Origin of the sequence: Gemmata algarum, assembly GCF_034097035.1 — a bacterium.
GTDB classification, from domain to species: domain Bacteria; phylum Planctomycetota; class Planctomycetia; order Gemmatales; family Gemmataceae; genus Gemmata; species Gemmata algarum.
In genome coordinates, this window is sequence record NZ_JAXBLV010000024.1 from 60070 (window position 1) to 75903 (window position 15834).

The following is a 15834-nucleotide window of genomic DNA, read 5'->3' on the forward strand; positions in this document are numbered from 1 at the left end:
TTTCCTCCTGCAAGCGTTCAACAACAGTCCCGCTGCCTAAAATGACGCGCATGACCGACACCGTACTTATCGTTGACGACGAGGAATCCGTCCGCCGGACGTTCCGCGAGTGGCTCACCGGCGCCATGCCGGACGCCCGCGTGTTCGCCGTGGCGGACTCGGAGTCGGCGCTCCAGATCGCCAACGAGCAGCCGGTCGATCTCGCCATTCTCGACTGGAACCTCGGGTCGGGCAGCGACGGGCTGCGGCTCCTCGAAGACCTCGTGGAGTTCCGGCCGGATGTGGTCGCGATCCTCGTAACGGGCTTCGCTCACCAAGCGACGCCGCTCGACGCGCTCCGCATGGGCGTGCGCGACTACATCGACAAGAACCAGGACCTGAACCGCGACACGTTCGTCGCAGCCATCCGGCGGCAACTGGACCGCATCCGCCCCGCGAAGCAGCAGCGCGAAATCAACCAGCGCCTGGCGGCGTTCCGCGAGGCGGTCGAGAAGGTGCTGCCGATCGTGCAGACCTCGGCGGCGTTCAACGACCCGGTGCCGCTGCCCGCGGCGGTGAAGTCGCTGCTCCGGTTCGTGGTCCGCGGGACCCGCGCCGCCGACGGCGCGCTGATCGTCCGGCACACCGCCGCCGACGGGACCGAATCGACCGTCGCCTACGGCGCGGAGGGGCAACCGCTGCCCACGCCGACGGTGCCGTTCGCGCGGTCGCTCGCGGCCAGCGTCATCAGCTTTCAAGAGCCGGTCGCGATCAACGATTTCGACCCCCGCGCGCTCGGCCCGCTGGAACTCCTGCCGTTCGAGGCGAACCGCGCCTGCATCCTCGCGGCGCCGCTCCGGGTGGCCCCGGACACGGTCGTCGTGGTAGAACTGTTCGACAAAGCCGCGCCCGGCTTCACCGACGAAGACCGGCGGCTTGTAACGTCGGCGGCCGAGGTCGGTACGGACCTGTTGCGGCAGGCGGTCGCGGAGCGGCAAACGCACAAGCTGCTGTTCGACGCCGTCGGCGCCGCGCTCCAGGCGACGGCGCAACTCGGCGAGGCATCGGCGGCACCGGAGCCCGGACCGCCGCCGTCGGTCCTGGCGCGACTAAAGGAAGGGCTGAGTGCCGACTCGAACGCGATCGCCGACCCTGATACCACGTTGCGCCTGGTCGAAGCGGTTCGTGCCCTGGCCGTGAAGCACGGCCCGAGTGCGGTGAACCACTGCGTGAAGGTGGTCAACGACCTGCACAAACTGCTCGACGAACTCACCGGCCTGTGACGCCACCCGTTCGCAGGCGCGGACGGCGCAGAGGCCCCGTGATGCGCGCCCGCGTGCGGCAGCGCCCGTTGCTTCCCCCCGCACCCGCAGCGGTATTTTTCTGGGACTCAGATGACCGAGACGGCCTCGACGGTGTTCGACGAGATCTTCGCCCGGCTCACGCCGGACAGCATCCTTCGTGACCCCCGCGCGACCGGCGAAGGGATCGCGGTCGCGGTGATCGACTCCGGCGTCGAGCGGTCCGTGCTGGAAACGAAGTTCGCCGGCGCCGGCACGTCCATCAACACGATCGAGGGGGCGGTGTTCCGGCCCAGCGGCCCGCCGCTGCCGTACACCGGCCACCAGTCGTCGCCCCACGGCACCACCGTGGCGGACATCGTGCTCACGATCGCCCCGCGGGTGAAGCTCTACTCCGCCGATGTGTTCGGCCCGACCGGGTCGTGCGAGGTGGAAACGGTGATCGCGGCCCTGCGCCACGCGATCGACGTGTGGAAGGTGAAGGTGGTGAACCTGTCGCTCGGGGTGCCGGAGCACAAGCTCCAGCAGTTGCCCCGGCGGCACCAGTTGCAGCGGGCGATCGAGGAGGCGTACTTCCGCGACGTGCTGGTGTTCGCGGCGGCGCACAACGAGCACCCGCTGACGCGGAGCTACCCCGCCGCGTTCGCCCCGCCGCTCATCTCGGTCGATAAGGGGCTGTTTGACGACCCGCTACGCTTCGCGTACAAGCTGAGCGAACAGGTGGAATTTCAGGCGCACAGCCGGGGCTACCTGGGACCGTTCGCGCGCGAACCGGCCACGAGCTGGGCGACGCCGCACCTGGCCGGGATCGCGGCCCGCGTCCTGTCACTGAAGCCGGACCTGAAGCCGTTCGAGATCAAGACGATCCTGTACTGGCTGTTCCGCAGCGGGGCGCGGTGAGTGCCGGTGCGGCAAGCGCCTAGCGACGATAGGTCTCCGGAAACCGCTGGTAGAACCGCTCCTGTAGGTCCGTGCCTCGTGCGCGCCAGAGGAGGGGCCAGTCGATTCCGTCCACCGCAGCGAGCCTCGGCAGAGCAGGGGCGTTGATCAGATCGGCCAGCCCGTTTACCGTCAACCCGCCGGTGTTGATCTCCAGTTCCAGCCGGCGCAGGTTTGTGAGGCTCGTGGCGGTTGCGAGTGCCTGCACACCGGCATCCGTTGGGCGGGCGACGCTGAGGTCCAGGCGCTCTAATCGGCCGAGCGCGTCGGTGCGGGCCAGTGCCTCCATTCCGGACGTCCCGACTTCGCCCCACAGGCTCAGCCCTGCCAGCCGCCGTACCCACGGCCGCGTCAGCAGTGCCTCGACCATGAAGGGCCGCAACCCTTTTACCTGCACCCAATCAACAGGGGCCGCGGCCGTTACCATTTCCTCGAACGTCAGGACGGTGTGCATGCTCGCAAAGACGACCCCGTTGCGGAACCCGCGATGGTATCCCGCGGTCCACTCGACACCTTCGAGCACCGGAAGGTCCTTCGACCACCGTTTGACGCGTTTCCCGCGCCCGGCTTTCACCTCGCCCTTGCCCGGGTCGCCTTGCTTTCGCAACTCGGCAGCCCGTGCGGCCAGCGGATGGAGCCACTGCTCGGCGGGTGGAAGTTGCGCTAATGCCACCTGCACGCGAATGAACTCGGCGCGCACCGGGTTGCCGTTTTCTTCGAGCCAGTCGGCGTAAACGAGGCGCGGGGTGTCTTCCCACGGTTGTTCGCAGACCGCCCGAAATAGTGCCTGGCCATCGCTGCTCATGTCCGCACCACGCCGAGTAGACTCGGACCGCGTCCCAGCATACCAGAGGCGAAACATGAACCCAACCCGACGCGACGCCCTTGCCACGGCGCTGGCTGTGGCTGCAAACTCCGGCGGCTCGTACCTTCAGCCCGCTCGTGGCGAGGAGCGTAAGCTCACACTCGCGACGTTCGAAACCGATGTTACCATCCCCCTCGGGCACCCGTGCATGGGCGGCGGGATCGCGCCCGCGAAGGAGGTTCTCGACCCGCTGCTCGCCCACGGGTTCGTTCTGCTCGGCGCCGGGAAGCCGGTCGTGTTCGTCACCCTCGACTGGTGTGAGGTCCGGAACGGTGCTTATGAGATGTTCCGCGAAGTGATCGCGAAGGCCGTCGGCACGGAACCGGTGCGCGTGATGCTGTGCGCGGTTCACCAGCACGACGCGCCCGTCGCGGATCTCGAAGCACAACAATTGTTAGAGCGGTACAAGGCGAAAGGCGCGATTTGCGACCTGGCGTTTCTGGAGAAAGCCGTCGGGCGCGTTGCCGGTGCGGCGAAAGCGTGCCTCAAAGAGGCGAAGCCCGTCACACATCTTGGGACCGGAGAGGCGAAGGTCGAGAAGGTCGCGTCCAACCGCCGCTACCTCGATGCGGATGGCAAGGTTCGCTACGACCGCATGTCCGCGACGCGCGATCCGAAGATTCGCGACGCCGACGAGGGCACCGTGGACCCGCTGCTGAAGACGATCAGCTTTTGGAACGGCGATACGCCGCTCTGCGCGCTGTCCGCTTACGCCACACATCCCATGAGCTACTACGGGCGGGGCGGCGTCACCGCGGACTTCGTCGGGATCGCACGCCGTAAGCGGCAGGGCGAGACGAAGGGTGCGTTCCAGATGTACGCGAGTGGGTGCAGCGGGAACGTCACCGCCGGCAAGTACAACGACGGTTCCACCGACAACCGCGGGGCGCTCGCCGCTCGCATTCACGCCGCAATGGCCGCCGTGTGGCGGGCCACCAAAAAGGCTCCGGTGAAGGGGGCGAGCTTTCGGTCGGTGCCGCTGGTGCTGGAGCCGCGCTCGTCCGAAGGATTCTCCGAGGAGGCGCTGCTGAAGAAACTGAAGGACGACCCCAAGCCGTTCGGTCAGTGCCTCGCGGCTCTGGGCCTGAGCTGGAAAAGGCGGTGTGATTCCGGGAAACCGATCGACCTTCCCGTTCTGGATTTCGGCGGCGCTGCGGTCACGCTGCTCCCGGCGGAAAGCTACGTCGAGTACCAACTCGCGGCGCAAGAGGCGCGCCCGAACGGGTTCGTGTTGGTCGCGGGTTACGGCGAGTGCGGCCCGGGGTACATTCCGATTGAGCGGGCGTGGAAGGAAAACGACGGGAACCTCGCCGACTGGTGCTGGGTGAACCCCGGCAGCGAGAAACGCATGCGCGAGGCCATCAGCAAAGCCCTAGAACTGTGAAGGCTCTCACCGCACAGGCGCAAAGACCGATACGAAGGAGTACTGAAGAGGCGACATCGGTCATCACCCGGCCTCGTGCCCGGTGTCTTCAACTCCGGCTCTTGCGTGTTCGTTGTGCTCCTTCGTGTTGACGTTTGCACCTGTGCGATGGCGCCTTTTGCTACGCGACAACCACATGCGGCTTGCGGTCCTCGGGCACGTTAGCGCGGCGGATCAGCGTGTACACCATCCACGGTACGTTGCCGATGCCGAACAGCACGAAATGCAGGTTCGCCGTCACCGGGTTTTCGAGCGACCATCCGAAGTGGATCTCCGGCACCCCGCCGGTCTTTGACAACTCGAGTGCCGCCGCCGCCAGCGCGTGGGGGACCGAACAGCACCGGGTGATGTGGATCACTATCCGTCCGCTCTCGCGGGCGATGCGCACCAGCGGGCGCTGCTGGAAATTGCTCGGGTCCCCGAGTTCCGCGAGGATGAACAGCACCGGCAACGCGCCAGGGATTCGGTGCCGGGTGCGGATCTCGATCTCCTTATCGCGCAGGTCGTGTCGCCCGGGGCGCAGCGGGACGAGGACGGCGAGGTCCGAGGCCGCCAGATGACGCCACTCTCGTTCGCTCGATTCGTCGGCGAAGTCGAACGACTCGAACCGGAACTCGGTGCTCCGCCACGCCCGACTGAGCACGGACACCGCTAGCACCACCAGCACGAACGCGCCGGCGATCACGGCGCCGACGGGCCGGTTCCACGCGACCGATACCGCGCACGCGGTGAACGTCGCGAGCGCGAGCAGGAACAGTGGCGGGACACGAAACACTTTGCCCCAGTTGCGCTCGGCGCGCCGGTGCCACACGTCCACTGTTGCCGCGAGTGCGGCGAACGCGAACAGTGCCAGCACTGCGGTCAGGTACGCGGCCCGGTGCGCGTCCACGTCGGCCCCGTAGTAGGCCGTCACAGCGAACTTCGCGGCTAAAAACAGGTACGCCAGCACGCCGAGCTTCACGGACCAGTTGAACTCCATCCCGAGCCGGTTCAGGTACGGCGGTATCCACGACGCCAGCGTGAGTGCGAAGCTGAGCCCGGCGAGGGCCAAAATGGAGACCGTGGCCAGGTCATAGGCGGTGCCGAACGTCAGCCCGAAGTTCGGGTTCAGTGCGGTCGCCGGGCGGCCGTCGGCGAGCGTGCCGCCGTGGGCGAGGTACGCGAGCGCGCGGTACTTGGCCGCGCCACTCGCCTCCTGGGCGCCCGGCGGGATCAGAACGGTGGTCACGACCGTTGACGTGAGCAGGTACGCCGACATGGAACTCGCCGCGAGCGTCAGAAGAACGCGGGTGTTGCGGATCACGGCCCGCGGGCGGTTCGGGTCGTCGGTCGCTTCCCCGCGCACGAGCGGCATTGCCATGAGCGTCAGCTCGAACCCGCTCAGCCCCAAACACAGCGCCGGGACCAGCGGCACGCACAAGCCCAGCAGCGCGCCCCACGACCCCGCGGGGCGGGCAACGGCGTCGGGCTTCCAGTTCCCGGCCCACACGTCGCGCCACCATTCTTCCAGCAGTTGGGGGCGTTCGATCAGGTACGCGACCCCGCTGCCGACCACAACCAGGGTCAGCGCGAGGTACACCAGAACCGTGAGAGCGGCGAGCCGGACGAAGTTCCGGGTGTAACCCTTGAAGAAGATCAGCCCCGCGACCGTGCTGACCACCAGTAGCACCAGCGACACGGCGGTGGCACGGTTCCACACCCCCTCAGTGCGCCGCTTGGTCGCCTCCGGGAGCCGGTCGCGCAGTTGGTCGCCCTGTCGGGTGGCGTCGTCGAGCGCCTGCTGCCATTGGGGGTGCGGGTTGTGCGTCAGGTGCTCGGCGGCCGACGCGGTTGAGAAGGTGCGCGTGAACATGAGGTCCACGGCGCCGAAGGCGAGGAGCACCAAGAGGAGCAACTTCCCGAACCACCCGGGGACGACCCGTTCAAGTAACGCCGCGGACCCGCCTCCGAGCGGCGAGCGGCCGGCGATATAGCAGTAAACCGGTAAGGCAAAGAAAAATGTGACGAGGGCAATTAACACGGTCACGAGCGGCGCGAGCCGACCGGCGGCTCCGAACGCGACCGACGGCTGGTACGCCAGGGTGCTGAGGTAGTCCAAGCCGATGACGCACAGGACCCAGGGCCACGCCGCTCTGAACGGGGGCGGCGTCGCGGGGCTGCTGAGTTGTGGGGGAGTTCCGTGTTTCGGCTCCCCCGGCCTCGATGGAGGTTCGACGGACGTGTCGGACGGGGACTCGGGCGCGGGCATCTGCGGGCACTCCAAGACGGCCGGACTCGGCCGACTCGGGACATTTTATGTACTGACGGCCGCGACCTCTGATTCGCCGAGGTCGATTCGTGCCGTGCCGCACCGGCGTCCGCTGGAGGCGCGACCGCGACCGTGTGGGCCAGAAGACCGAACCCGCACGCGCGGTCGCGTGTCGTTTGTGCTCAGCCTTGGGGGAGCAGGCGACGGTTCGGGTCCACTTCGATCGGGCCGTAGGCCTGTTCGTGGCGCGCGACCACGACCCGCATGACATCGGCCAACTTTTTGGCTGTCACGAAGTTAATCACCGCCCGGTGGGTCAGGTTCACCGGTTCGGGGCCGGTGGGCGTCACGACCTGCGAGAACATCCCCAGGTCGAGCAGCACTTCGTCCGCGTTGCCGGTCACGCGGAAAAAGTTCACGTACATGACCTCAAGGTCGGTGTCACGGATCGTGACCTGGGTCGGCTGCGCGGGCGCCGGGGGGACGACTTCGGTGGACGGAACATCGGACATCGGAGCGCTCCACAAGGAGTGAATGGGGACTGTCTGGTGGCCGAACGGTCGGCGCGGACAGCGTGGGGGCCAGTTACGGCCAGGACAACAACTAAAATACCGATTAAGAGGACGTGAAAGAAGGTCGGGGTGAGAAGACATCATGAAATTGACGACGGTGCGGTACCGGTTTGCGCCGGCCAAAACTTGTGTTTCGACGGCGCCAGAACGTGTGGGGAGGGCCTTTCGATAGGGCGGCCGCGCGGGCGAACCGTCAGTAGATATTCATTCGATCAGCGCGCGGCGGCTGGGCATCGCTTATAATTGGAACCGGGTTTCCCGCGGAACCGATGTGTCGGCACGTACTGATACGTCGGCGAGCACCACGAGACAGCAGCTATGGCTTCGCCGATCCTGACGGGGCAGTCGCAAACCGTGTTCAGCCGGGCGTGGGATTCCGTCCGGCGCTGGTGGCTCGGGCGCGACTGGCGGGCGTTCCGGCCCGCTGCGCCCGCTGCGATTGTTGCGCTGGGCATCCTGTTCGTCGTGGTCGTGTGCGCCACACAGTCGCCCCGGGAACTCGAGGCCCGTTATCTCGCGCAGGGCAAGGCGGCGCTACAGGCCAAGGACTATCCACGCGCGCTGACGTGTTTCGAGAGGGTGTCGCCGACCGCCAACGACCCGGACGCGCATTACCGGCTGGCGCTCGCCGCCGCCGCCACCGGCGACTACGGCCGTGCGAGCGCGCTGATACACGGTCTCGCTCCCGACGGCCGGCCCGGGTACGCGCCCGCGCACTACTGGCGGGCGCGCCAACTGCTCGCCTCGTCGCCCGAACCGAACTTAGAAAAGATGTCACCCGCGCTCCGGGCGCGAGCCGAATCGCATTTGGTGCGCGCTCTCGACGGCGATCTCGGAGCGGATCGCCCAGCGGCCCTCGGACTGATGGGACAGTTGCACCTCGTTGCCGGGCGGCTTGAAGCTGCCGAACAGTGCCTCGTTTCGGCTGCGTCCGCTACCCCGATGAACCGGTTGTACCTCGCGCAGCTATACCTCAAGAAGACGCCACCCGATCTCGTTCGTGCTCGGAAAGAGGCCGACTTGGCCGTCGGCTACTTCCGCGACCGGACGAAAGACGATCTGAACAACTACCCCGCCCGGCTCTCGTGGGCCGCCGCGACAGCGTTCCTTGAAGACTTTTCAAGCGCGGTCGCCATCCTCGAAGAAGGCTTGAGTGCGACCGGCGCGCCGATTTTTCGTGCTGCGATCGCGAAGACGTATGTTGGATGGTACGACGTGCGCAAAAAGCAGAACGCGCCCGCCAACGAACTCATCGCGTTGCTCGCAAAAGGGATCGGCCATGAGCCCGGCAGCCGCGAGCTGCTGGACCGCATCTTGTATCATTTGCAGGTCGGTGGGGCGGACGCGGACCAAGCGCGTGGGGCGTTGCGCGACCTGCTCGCAAGCGGTACCCAAGCACTGGCGCACGTTCACTTCGCGCTGGCGGTCGACGCCCGAATGCGGAACGATCACGCCGCAGAAAAGATGCACCTCGAGTTGGCACTCGCCGCGGACCCGCAGGCGGCGGTCGTAGCGAACAATTTGGCCTGTGCCCTCATGGAGCCGCCTCACTCCGATCTGCCCCGTGCGCTGGCGACAGTGAACGTCGCGCTAGGGCGTGAGCCGGGTAACCCCGTGTTTCTCGATACTCGCGGCCGCATTTACCTGGGGCTGAAGCGCTGGCAGGATGCGATAACCGACCTTGATGCCGTCCTCACCCGCGCGCCCGGTACAGAAGGGGTCCACGCTGCCCTCGCAACAGCCTACGATGGGCTCGGCCAGACCGATTTGGCAGAGAAATATCGACGGCAGGTTCCTAATAAGTCGGCTCCAAAGCCCTAACCGTTTATTCTGGCCGTGTGTGTATGGGTTGATACTCGGGTCTATTACAAGTTCTGCCTTCACATTGAAGGCGAGGGCTTCTCTCGTTTAAATGGCAAGCCACAGCGGTTTCGTTTTCGTGCCGTATGTGGTCGTTCAGTAAATACTTATGATGAAATTTAATGCGATTTGTGTCACGCGCGGTCGCTACCCGGGATTAGCGGATCGAGTGGATGCTGGAAATTCGTAAACCGTCTCCTGGATGTGGCTTGCAGCAACTACTAACGGTTTTATCTCCGGTGCTTCATAAACGTAGCGGTTCACAGGGGATAATGTCCTGATTTCTAAAGAACTGGCGAGTTGATGATGACTGAAGTTTGGAGACACTCCATGCCACAGCAGCCTTGCTTTTTCAGCGCCTGGTAGCGTGAAAGGTTACATTTGGTTGAGATGTGCGCGTATTTTGAGCAATTCGCGGAACTAATACAGGTGAGATGCCATCTAACCGGGCGTTTCAACTGGGTAAACATACACAGATACCATCTGCCATTTGTTTCATATCTTCGGTGAAGCGTCATCGCTCTTTATTTTCCTTTGTCGAGCTACGCCTATGCTGACTGCGCCGCCTACCGCGACCATTTCTACCGGCCGGGCTCCTGCCTCAAGCTGGGCCGCAGCGGCGGCTGTGGCGGCGGTCGCTGCGGCGGTCGCGCCGTTTCTGGGGTGGCACGTGCGCTGGATGTCGGTTCGCGCGCACTACGAGGCGTTCCCGCTCGTTGTGCTCGGTGCCGCGGTGCTTGCGTGGGTCCGGTTCCGGGGCGCACCGGCCCGCGCGGGAAGCGGGCCGGCGGAGTCGTGGGCCGTGTGGGCCGGGCTGGCGGCCGGTTGGGCCGGGTTGGTTGCGGCCGAAGTGCTGAGCTCTTCGTGGCTGGCATGCGTGTCCGTAATGGTACTGATCCCTGCACTGGCGTACGGGATCGGGGGGCGCGAGGTGCTGCGACGGGTCCTCCCCGCGTGGGGGATGCTGTGGCTGCTCGTCCCGCCCCCAATGGACCTCGACCGGCTCTTGATTCTTCAGCTTCAAGGCCTCACGACCGCCTGGAGCAGTGCGGTTCTGGACGCGCTGGACGTGTTCCACTTGGCCGCCGGGAACGTGATCGAGATCGACGGGCGGTCGTTACTGGTCGAGCAGGCGTGCAGCGGCATCAATTCGTTGTTCTCACTGTTGGCCTGCACGCTGTTTCTCGTTTTGTTGACCCGGCGCGGGTGGGGGCGCGGGGTGTTTCTGATGCTTGCGGCCGTCGGTTGGGTGCTGGCGGCCAACGTGGCCCGTGTGGTGCTGGTCGCTCTGCTCGAGACTCGTTGGGGGGTCACCGCTGCGACCGGTTGGCGGCACGAGGCCATCGGGGTGGTGCTGTTCGTGCTGGCTGTTGGGCTCTTGCTGAGCACCGACAGGTTGCTTGAGTTCCTGACCCGCTCGGGCGCGGTTGGGGGCGACGTGCCGCGCCCGGTGTCGGGCGGGAACCCGGAACAGGGGCCGGCGCGCCCGAGTCGTGTCGGGCGGTTCGCAGCAATTGTTGTGCCCGCGTTCCTTGCGCTTGTTGGCTTGCACTGGGCGGCCCGGGGCGATCAACCGGTCCTCCCGGTGGCATCACCGTTACCACTCGCGACGAACCCTGAGTTGCTTCCGGTAAAAGTGGGGGCGTGGGAGCGGCGCGAGTTCGGGACTGAAACACGCGAGACGCACAGCTTCTTTGGTGAGTACTCGCAAAACTGGCTTTATGCGCTCCCGGAATTGGCAGTCAAGGCGTCCCTGGCCTATCCATTCCCCGGCTGGCACGACTTGACGTGGTGCTACCGCAGCACCGGTTGGCAAATCGACGGTCAGGAAGTAGTGGCTCCAGCCACGGTGCCGGGTGGGTTCGTGCAAGTGCGGATGTCGAAACCGGGTTTCCGTCACGGGTTTCTGGTGTTTTGCGAGTTCGACCGTTCGGGACGCCCGTTCATCGCGCGTCCAGGTGGGGCGCGCGAGCCGTTGTTTCGACACGAGGCCGCACTCGAGCGGTTCCGAAGCCGGCTCGAAGGGCGACCGGCCCCGCCTCTTGATCCAACCGGGGCCGCTTACCAGTTCCAGGTTTTCGTCGAAGGCGCGAGCGTGCTCACGCCTGAAGGCGAGGAGGCGGTACGGCAGTTGTTCGTGTCGCTTCAGTCGGCGGTGCGTGAGCGGTGGGCGGCGGAGCACGCCGTGAAGCCGTAAATCGTTACTGAGGATTGGCAGGCGGGATGTATTAGGCGAATTTCTTGCTTGGGAGCCGTAACCCGACGGCAGTAACTGCTGTTAATGTCATGGGGTTCTCAGCTAACCGTCGGGAGCCGCTTACAATCCCTCGTCGCGCGATGAGTGCCACTCATACACAGCAGGACAATGGAAGCCAATGTCGGTAATCGCGATTATGCTGCTACTGCAAATTGCGTTGATTCCATGAGAAAAATAAATTTTCCACATGCAATTTACTCATATATTGAGTAACTTGAGTCAAGCCCAAAGGCGGCTTGAACCGGACTCCTCCCGGCCCACCGAAACGCCGCAGCCCTGAGCTGTGCTTCTCGTTCGGGTAATTTCGAACGTCCGGTCCGGATCGGGGTTTCGCCGCGTATCGATCCGCTGCGGGCTTTACCTCTCCGCTGATGTGTACCGGGACGATCGTCTACCCCGGTTTGCGCCGCCCGACTCGACGAAGAGGGTGCCCATGGATTCGCCTGTCGGTTTCTTGGCTATGCTTTTTGCCCTGGGGCTCGTATGCTCCGTTACTTTCACAGGTTTGGCCCGCATCGCGGCTCACCGGATCGGGTTGGTGGATAAACCGGATGGCCGACGAAAGATGCACGGGCGTGTGGTGCCCGTGGCGGGCGGTATTGCCGTGTTCACTTCTACGGTGCTCGTGCTGGCTCCAGCGTCGCTGCTGCCAGGGCCAGTGGCGGAAGCGGTCGCCGGACACCTCGACGCGCTCCTGTCACTGTTAATCGCTTCTGCGATGATCTGCTTTGTCGGCGTTGTTGACGACGCACGCGGATTGCGTGGGCGTTACAAGCTTTGTGGTCAAATCGTTGCAGTTATGGTGGTTGTGGCGACCGGGCCGCAAATCACCTCGGTTTCTCTGTTCGGTTGGACCGTTGAACTGGGGTATTTAGCGATCCCTCTGACTGCGTTCTGGCTGCTTGGGGCGATCAACTCGCTCAACTTGTTGGACGGCATGGACGGGCTTCTGGGCACGGTCGGCACGATCATCTGCTTGGCCATTGCGGGGATGGCCGCGATGCACGGGCAGTACGTCGAAGCGTGCGTGGCAGTGACCTTGGCTGGTGCGCTCGTCGGTTTCCTGCGATACAACCTTCCGCCGGCAACCATTTTCTTGGGTGACGCGGGCAGCATGTTGATCGGCTTGGTGATCGGTGTGCTCGCCATTCGCTGCTCACTCAAGGGGCCGACGACCGTAGCTCTCGCGGCACCCGCCGCGCTGTTGGTGCTGCCCATTTTCGATACGCTTGCGGCCGTGGTTCGCCGCAAGCTCACCGGTCGCAGTATCTTCAGTACCGACCGCGGTCACCTGCACCACTGCCTGCTGCGCGGCGGCCTATCCCGCCCCCGGGTGTTGCTGTTGGTCGCCAGCTTGTGTTCGGTGGCGGTGCTCGGGGTGCTTGGCAGTATCGCGTGCCGAAACGAGATGTTGGCGGTCGCATCGGCCCTGACAGTCGTGGCGATCCTGGTCACGACCCGGCTGTTCGGGCACGCCGAGTTCGTGTTGCTCTTGCAATCCGCTCGCGCTCTGTCTCGCTCGGTCTTGGGAGGGGCGCCGCCGTGCGGCAAGCGACTGGAGGTGCGGCTCCAGGGGACTGCTCAATGGGGCGAGCTGTGGACGCGGCTCACCGATTGTGCCGGGCGACTTAACTTGCGCAGCGTGGCGCTCGATGTGAACGCGCCCGCGCACCACGAGGCGTACCACGCGCGCTGGTCTCGTCCGTTGGAGACTCGCGGCGAGGAGCCCGTCTGTTGGTCGGCGGTGCTGCTGCTGACGGCGTGGGGGCAAACGGTTGGGCAGGTAACGGTGAGCGGTCTGCCCGACGGTGAACCGGTGTGGCAAAAGCTGGCCGCGCTCGCGCGCGTGACCGATGCGGCCGAAACGGTTCTCGCGGAAGCCGCGCGGCCGGCTATTGTGGTGCCGGTTGTGGCAGCCGAAACCGTTTCTGCTTGAGCCACACTCCCCTTTTTCTTCGCCCCGCCCGAGCGCGCGCCATGGACGATCTCCTGCAGCAGCCCGATGCGCCTCCTGAAGCCTCTTCCGCCCGGAGTGGGCGGAACATGTTCCAGGTGTTTTGGCAGCACCGCGGGTTGCTGCTTCTGGGCCTTGTGGCTGGTTTGGTGCTCGGCGGGCTGAGCTTCTCCCGGCGGCAGCCGGTGTACCGCGCGTACGCGCAAGTTCTCGTCGTCAAAAAGCAATCGATCGGCTCCCTGATCGGCGATCGGAACGACCCGAACCGAACTCTTGTCGATGATTACATCGGCTCGCACCTGCTGGTGATTCGCAGCCCCCTCTTGATTGAAGAGGCGGTGCGGAAGCGAGACCTGGGTTCCCTTCGGTCGCTCCAGGGCGGGCACGCAGCCGTGATCATTCAGGCCGGGTTGCGGGCCGAGCGTGAGGTGAACAAGGACGCCCCCGTCGGCGCAAGTAGTAACATCATCAACTTGTCGTACAGTGGCAGCGATCCGGGCGATTGTGAGATCGTTATTAACGCGATCATCGAGAGCTATAAAGACTTTCTCGATCGCACGTACAAGACGACTGCTGAGAGCACGTTTGAGTTGGTTCAGGAGGAGGCGCGGAAGCTCACCAAGCAACTGAAAGAAAAGGATGACGCTTATGCCAAATTCCGCCAGGACAAGAACCTGCTGACGACCGCCGACGGGCTGCCGTTCAACGAGACTAAGATCCAGGAGTACGTGCGGCGGGAGGCGGTGAAGCGCGACGACGCGAAGGAGTTGCGCGACCGGCTCGCGTCGGTGCGAAAAGCGATTAGCGAGAACAAGCCGCTCCCGCTCATCTTGGCCTTGGCGGAAAAGAAGTACGACCGCGACGCGCCGGTGGCGAAAGCCAACGTGGCCGGGGCGGCGGCGCTAGAGGCGGCATTGTTCCCCCTTCAACAGCAAGAGTCCGACCTGACACAGTTTTACGGCGAAGATCACCCGGACGTTCAGCGAATCCGCCGAAAAATCGAAGCGACAAAAGTGTTTTACAAGGGCCTCGACGCCATCGTGGCGGAAGTGAAGGGGCCGAACGAGCAGAGCCCGGCGCAGGCGGCGGTCAACGCGCTCGAGATCGAACTGGTGCTCGCCGAAGGCAACCACCAGTACGCCAAATCCGTACTGGAAGAGGAGGTCAAACAGGCGAAGTCGCAGGAAGGGCTGCACGCGACCGACAAGCAATACCGTGAAGACATCAAACGCACCACAGTGTGGCTTGACGGGATCCTGAAGCGGCTTCAAGAGGTCGACACGAGCCGCGGTTCCGGCGGGTTCAACGCGCAGGCGATCGCGCCGCCCGGTCCCGGGCTGAAGGTGTCCCCGGTGTTGTGGCAGTTCATTTTTATCGGGTCGGCACTGGGTCTGGCTCTGGGGGCGGGTGGTGCGTACCTGCTGGACATGGCGGACAAGAGCTTCCGCACGCCGGAAGAGATCCGCCGGCGGCTGGGGCTGGCGCTGATCGGTCACGTGCCGTTCGTCCACAAACCCTCGTCCCCGGTGACCGTAACCGACGCGGCCGGTAACTCCGTCGAGTTGGACTCGGGCCTGGCGACGGTTCACAGCGCCACGTCGCCCGAGGCCGAGGCCTACCGCGGGGTCCGTACCGCACTCTTTTTCAGCACCCACGGCGAGCGGCACAAGGTCATTCAGGTGACCAGTCCTCACATGGGTGATGGCAAAACGACCCTGATCATTAATCTCGCCGTGTCGATCGCGCAGGCGGGGCGCAAGGTGCTGCTCTTGGACGCCGACCTGCGGCGCCCGCGGGTCCACCGCGCGTTCGGGCTAACCAGCCGAGTCGGGCTCGCGGAGGTGTTAACCGGCGCCGCCGAGTTGGACGAGGCGGTGCAAGTGACTGCGATCCCGAACCTATCCGTGCTGCCCTGCGGGCGGCGCCCCGGTAACCCGGCAGAACTGCTCACGTCGCCAGCGTTTGAGGACGTGCTCGACGACCTTCGCGCGGCTTACGACTACGTGCTGGTTGACAGCCCGCCGCTTCTGGCCGTGAGCGACCCGTGTGTCGTGGCCCCGCGGGTCGACGGGTTGATCCTGACCCTGCGGGTGACCAAGAACGGGCGCCCGGCGGCTGAACGTGCCCGCGACCTGCTCATCCGGTTGAAGGTGAATTGCTTGGGTGTGGTGGTGAACGGGGTCGGCAAACAAGGGGCGATGGCCGGGTACGGGTACGATTATTACAGACACGCGGACGACTACAGCTCGCCGTACACCACCGCCGACCACGATGCGCACGAGGAGCAAGGGGCGGACGGTGGCCTCCCGGCCCTTTCACCGGCGCCGCGGCCTGCCGGGCAAGGGGGTGGCCCTGTCGCGAGTGGCGGGCCGGTCGCGGGTGCTAACGGGCATTCCCGGCCCGCGGACGAATGACACGGGCACATTATGTCGCTTC

Annotated in this window: 10 protein-coding genes; 7 read left to right on the forward strand and 3 right to left on the reverse strand. The window is 65.1% G+C overall.

All coding sequences use genetic code 11. The features are described 5' to 3' along the window. Positions 1 to 50 precede the first annotated feature (50 nt). Both R5W23_RS04150 and R5W23_RS04155 read left to right on the forward strand, forming a co-directional pair. A complete protein-coding gene (locus R5W23_RS04150) occupies positions 51 to 1262 on the forward strand; it encodes a response regulator (RefSeq protein WP_261185462.1) in 1212 nt (403 codons plus the stop codon). Positions 1263 to 1373: 111 nt separating this feature from the next. Next, positions 1374 to 2180 (forward strand): S8 family serine peptidase, encoded by an 807-nt coding sequence (locus tag R5W23_RS04155; protein WP_261185461.1) that lies wholly within the window; start codon positions 1374 to 1376, stop codon positions 2178 to 2180. A 19-nt stretch (positions 2181 to 2199) separates the two neighbouring features. Here R5W23_RS04155 and R5W23_RS04160 read toward each other — a convergent pair whose 3' ends face one another. Then, complete coding sequence (locus tag R5W23_RS04160; RefSeq protein WP_320685240.1) at positions 2200 to 3024, reverse strand: TIGR02996 domain-containing protein; 825 nt, start codon at positions 3022 to 3024, stop codon at positions 2200 to 2202. A 55-nt stretch (positions 3025 to 3079) separates the two neighbouring features. On the opposite strand from R5W23_RS04160, the gene R5W23_RS04165 reads away from it, so the two are divergent. After that, complete coding sequence (locus tag R5W23_RS04165) at positions 3080 to 4468, forward strand: hypothetical protein (RefSeq protein WP_261185459.1); 1389 nt, start codon at positions 3080 to 3082, stop codon at positions 4466 to 4468. Between the two features lie 160 nt (positions 4469 to 4628). On the opposite strand, the gene R5W23_RS04170 is transcribed toward R5W23_RS04165, so the two are convergent. After that, on the reverse strand, positions 4629 to 6755 hold the full coding sequence (locus tag R5W23_RS04170) for an amino acid transporter (protein ID WP_320685241.1): 2127 nt from the start codon (positions 6753 to 6755) through the stop codon (positions 4629 to 4631). Positions 6756 to 6937: 182 nt separating this feature from the next. Next, positions 6938 to 7267 carry a DUF3467 domain-containing protein gene (locus R5W23_RS04175; RefSeq protein WP_320685242.1) on the reverse strand — a complete coding sequence of 110 codons (330 nt, stop codon included), beginning with the start codon at positions 7265 to 7267 and terminating at the stop codon, positions 6938 to 6940. Between the two features lie 378 nt (positions 7268 to 7645). Between R5W23_RS04175 and R5W23_RS04180 the strand changes: the two genes are divergently transcribed. From R5W23_RS04180 to R5W23_RS04195, 4 genes are all read left to right on the forward strand, one after another. Next, positions 7646 to 9148, forward strand: coding sequence for a UDP-N-acetylglucosamine--peptide N-acetylglucosaminyltransferase SPINDLY family protein (locus tag R5W23_RS04180; RefSeq protein WP_320685243.1), 1503 nt, complete (start codon positions 7646 to 7648; stop codon positions 9146 to 9148). Positions 9149 to 9812: 664 nt separating this feature from the next. Further along, positions 9813 to 11384: an exosortase U gene (gene xrtU / locus R5W23_RS04185; protein WP_320685244.1), complete on the forward strand. Its 1572-nt coding sequence runs from the start codon at positions 9813 to 9815 to the stop codon at positions 11382 to 11384. A gap of 493 nt (positions 11385 to 11877) precedes the next feature. Next, positions 11878 to 13380 (forward strand): MraY family glycosyltransferase, encoded by a 1503-nt coding sequence (locus tag R5W23_RS04190; protein WP_261185454.1) that lies wholly within the window; start codon positions 11878 to 11880, stop codon positions 13378 to 13380. Positions 13381 to 13487: 107 nt separating this feature from the next. Next, a complete protein-coding gene (locus R5W23_RS04195; protein ID WP_320685245.1) occupies positions 13488 to 15812 on the forward strand; it encodes a polysaccharide biosynthesis tyrosine autokinase in 2325 nt (774 codons plus the stop codon). Positions 15813 to 15834: the final 22 nt, after the last annotated feature.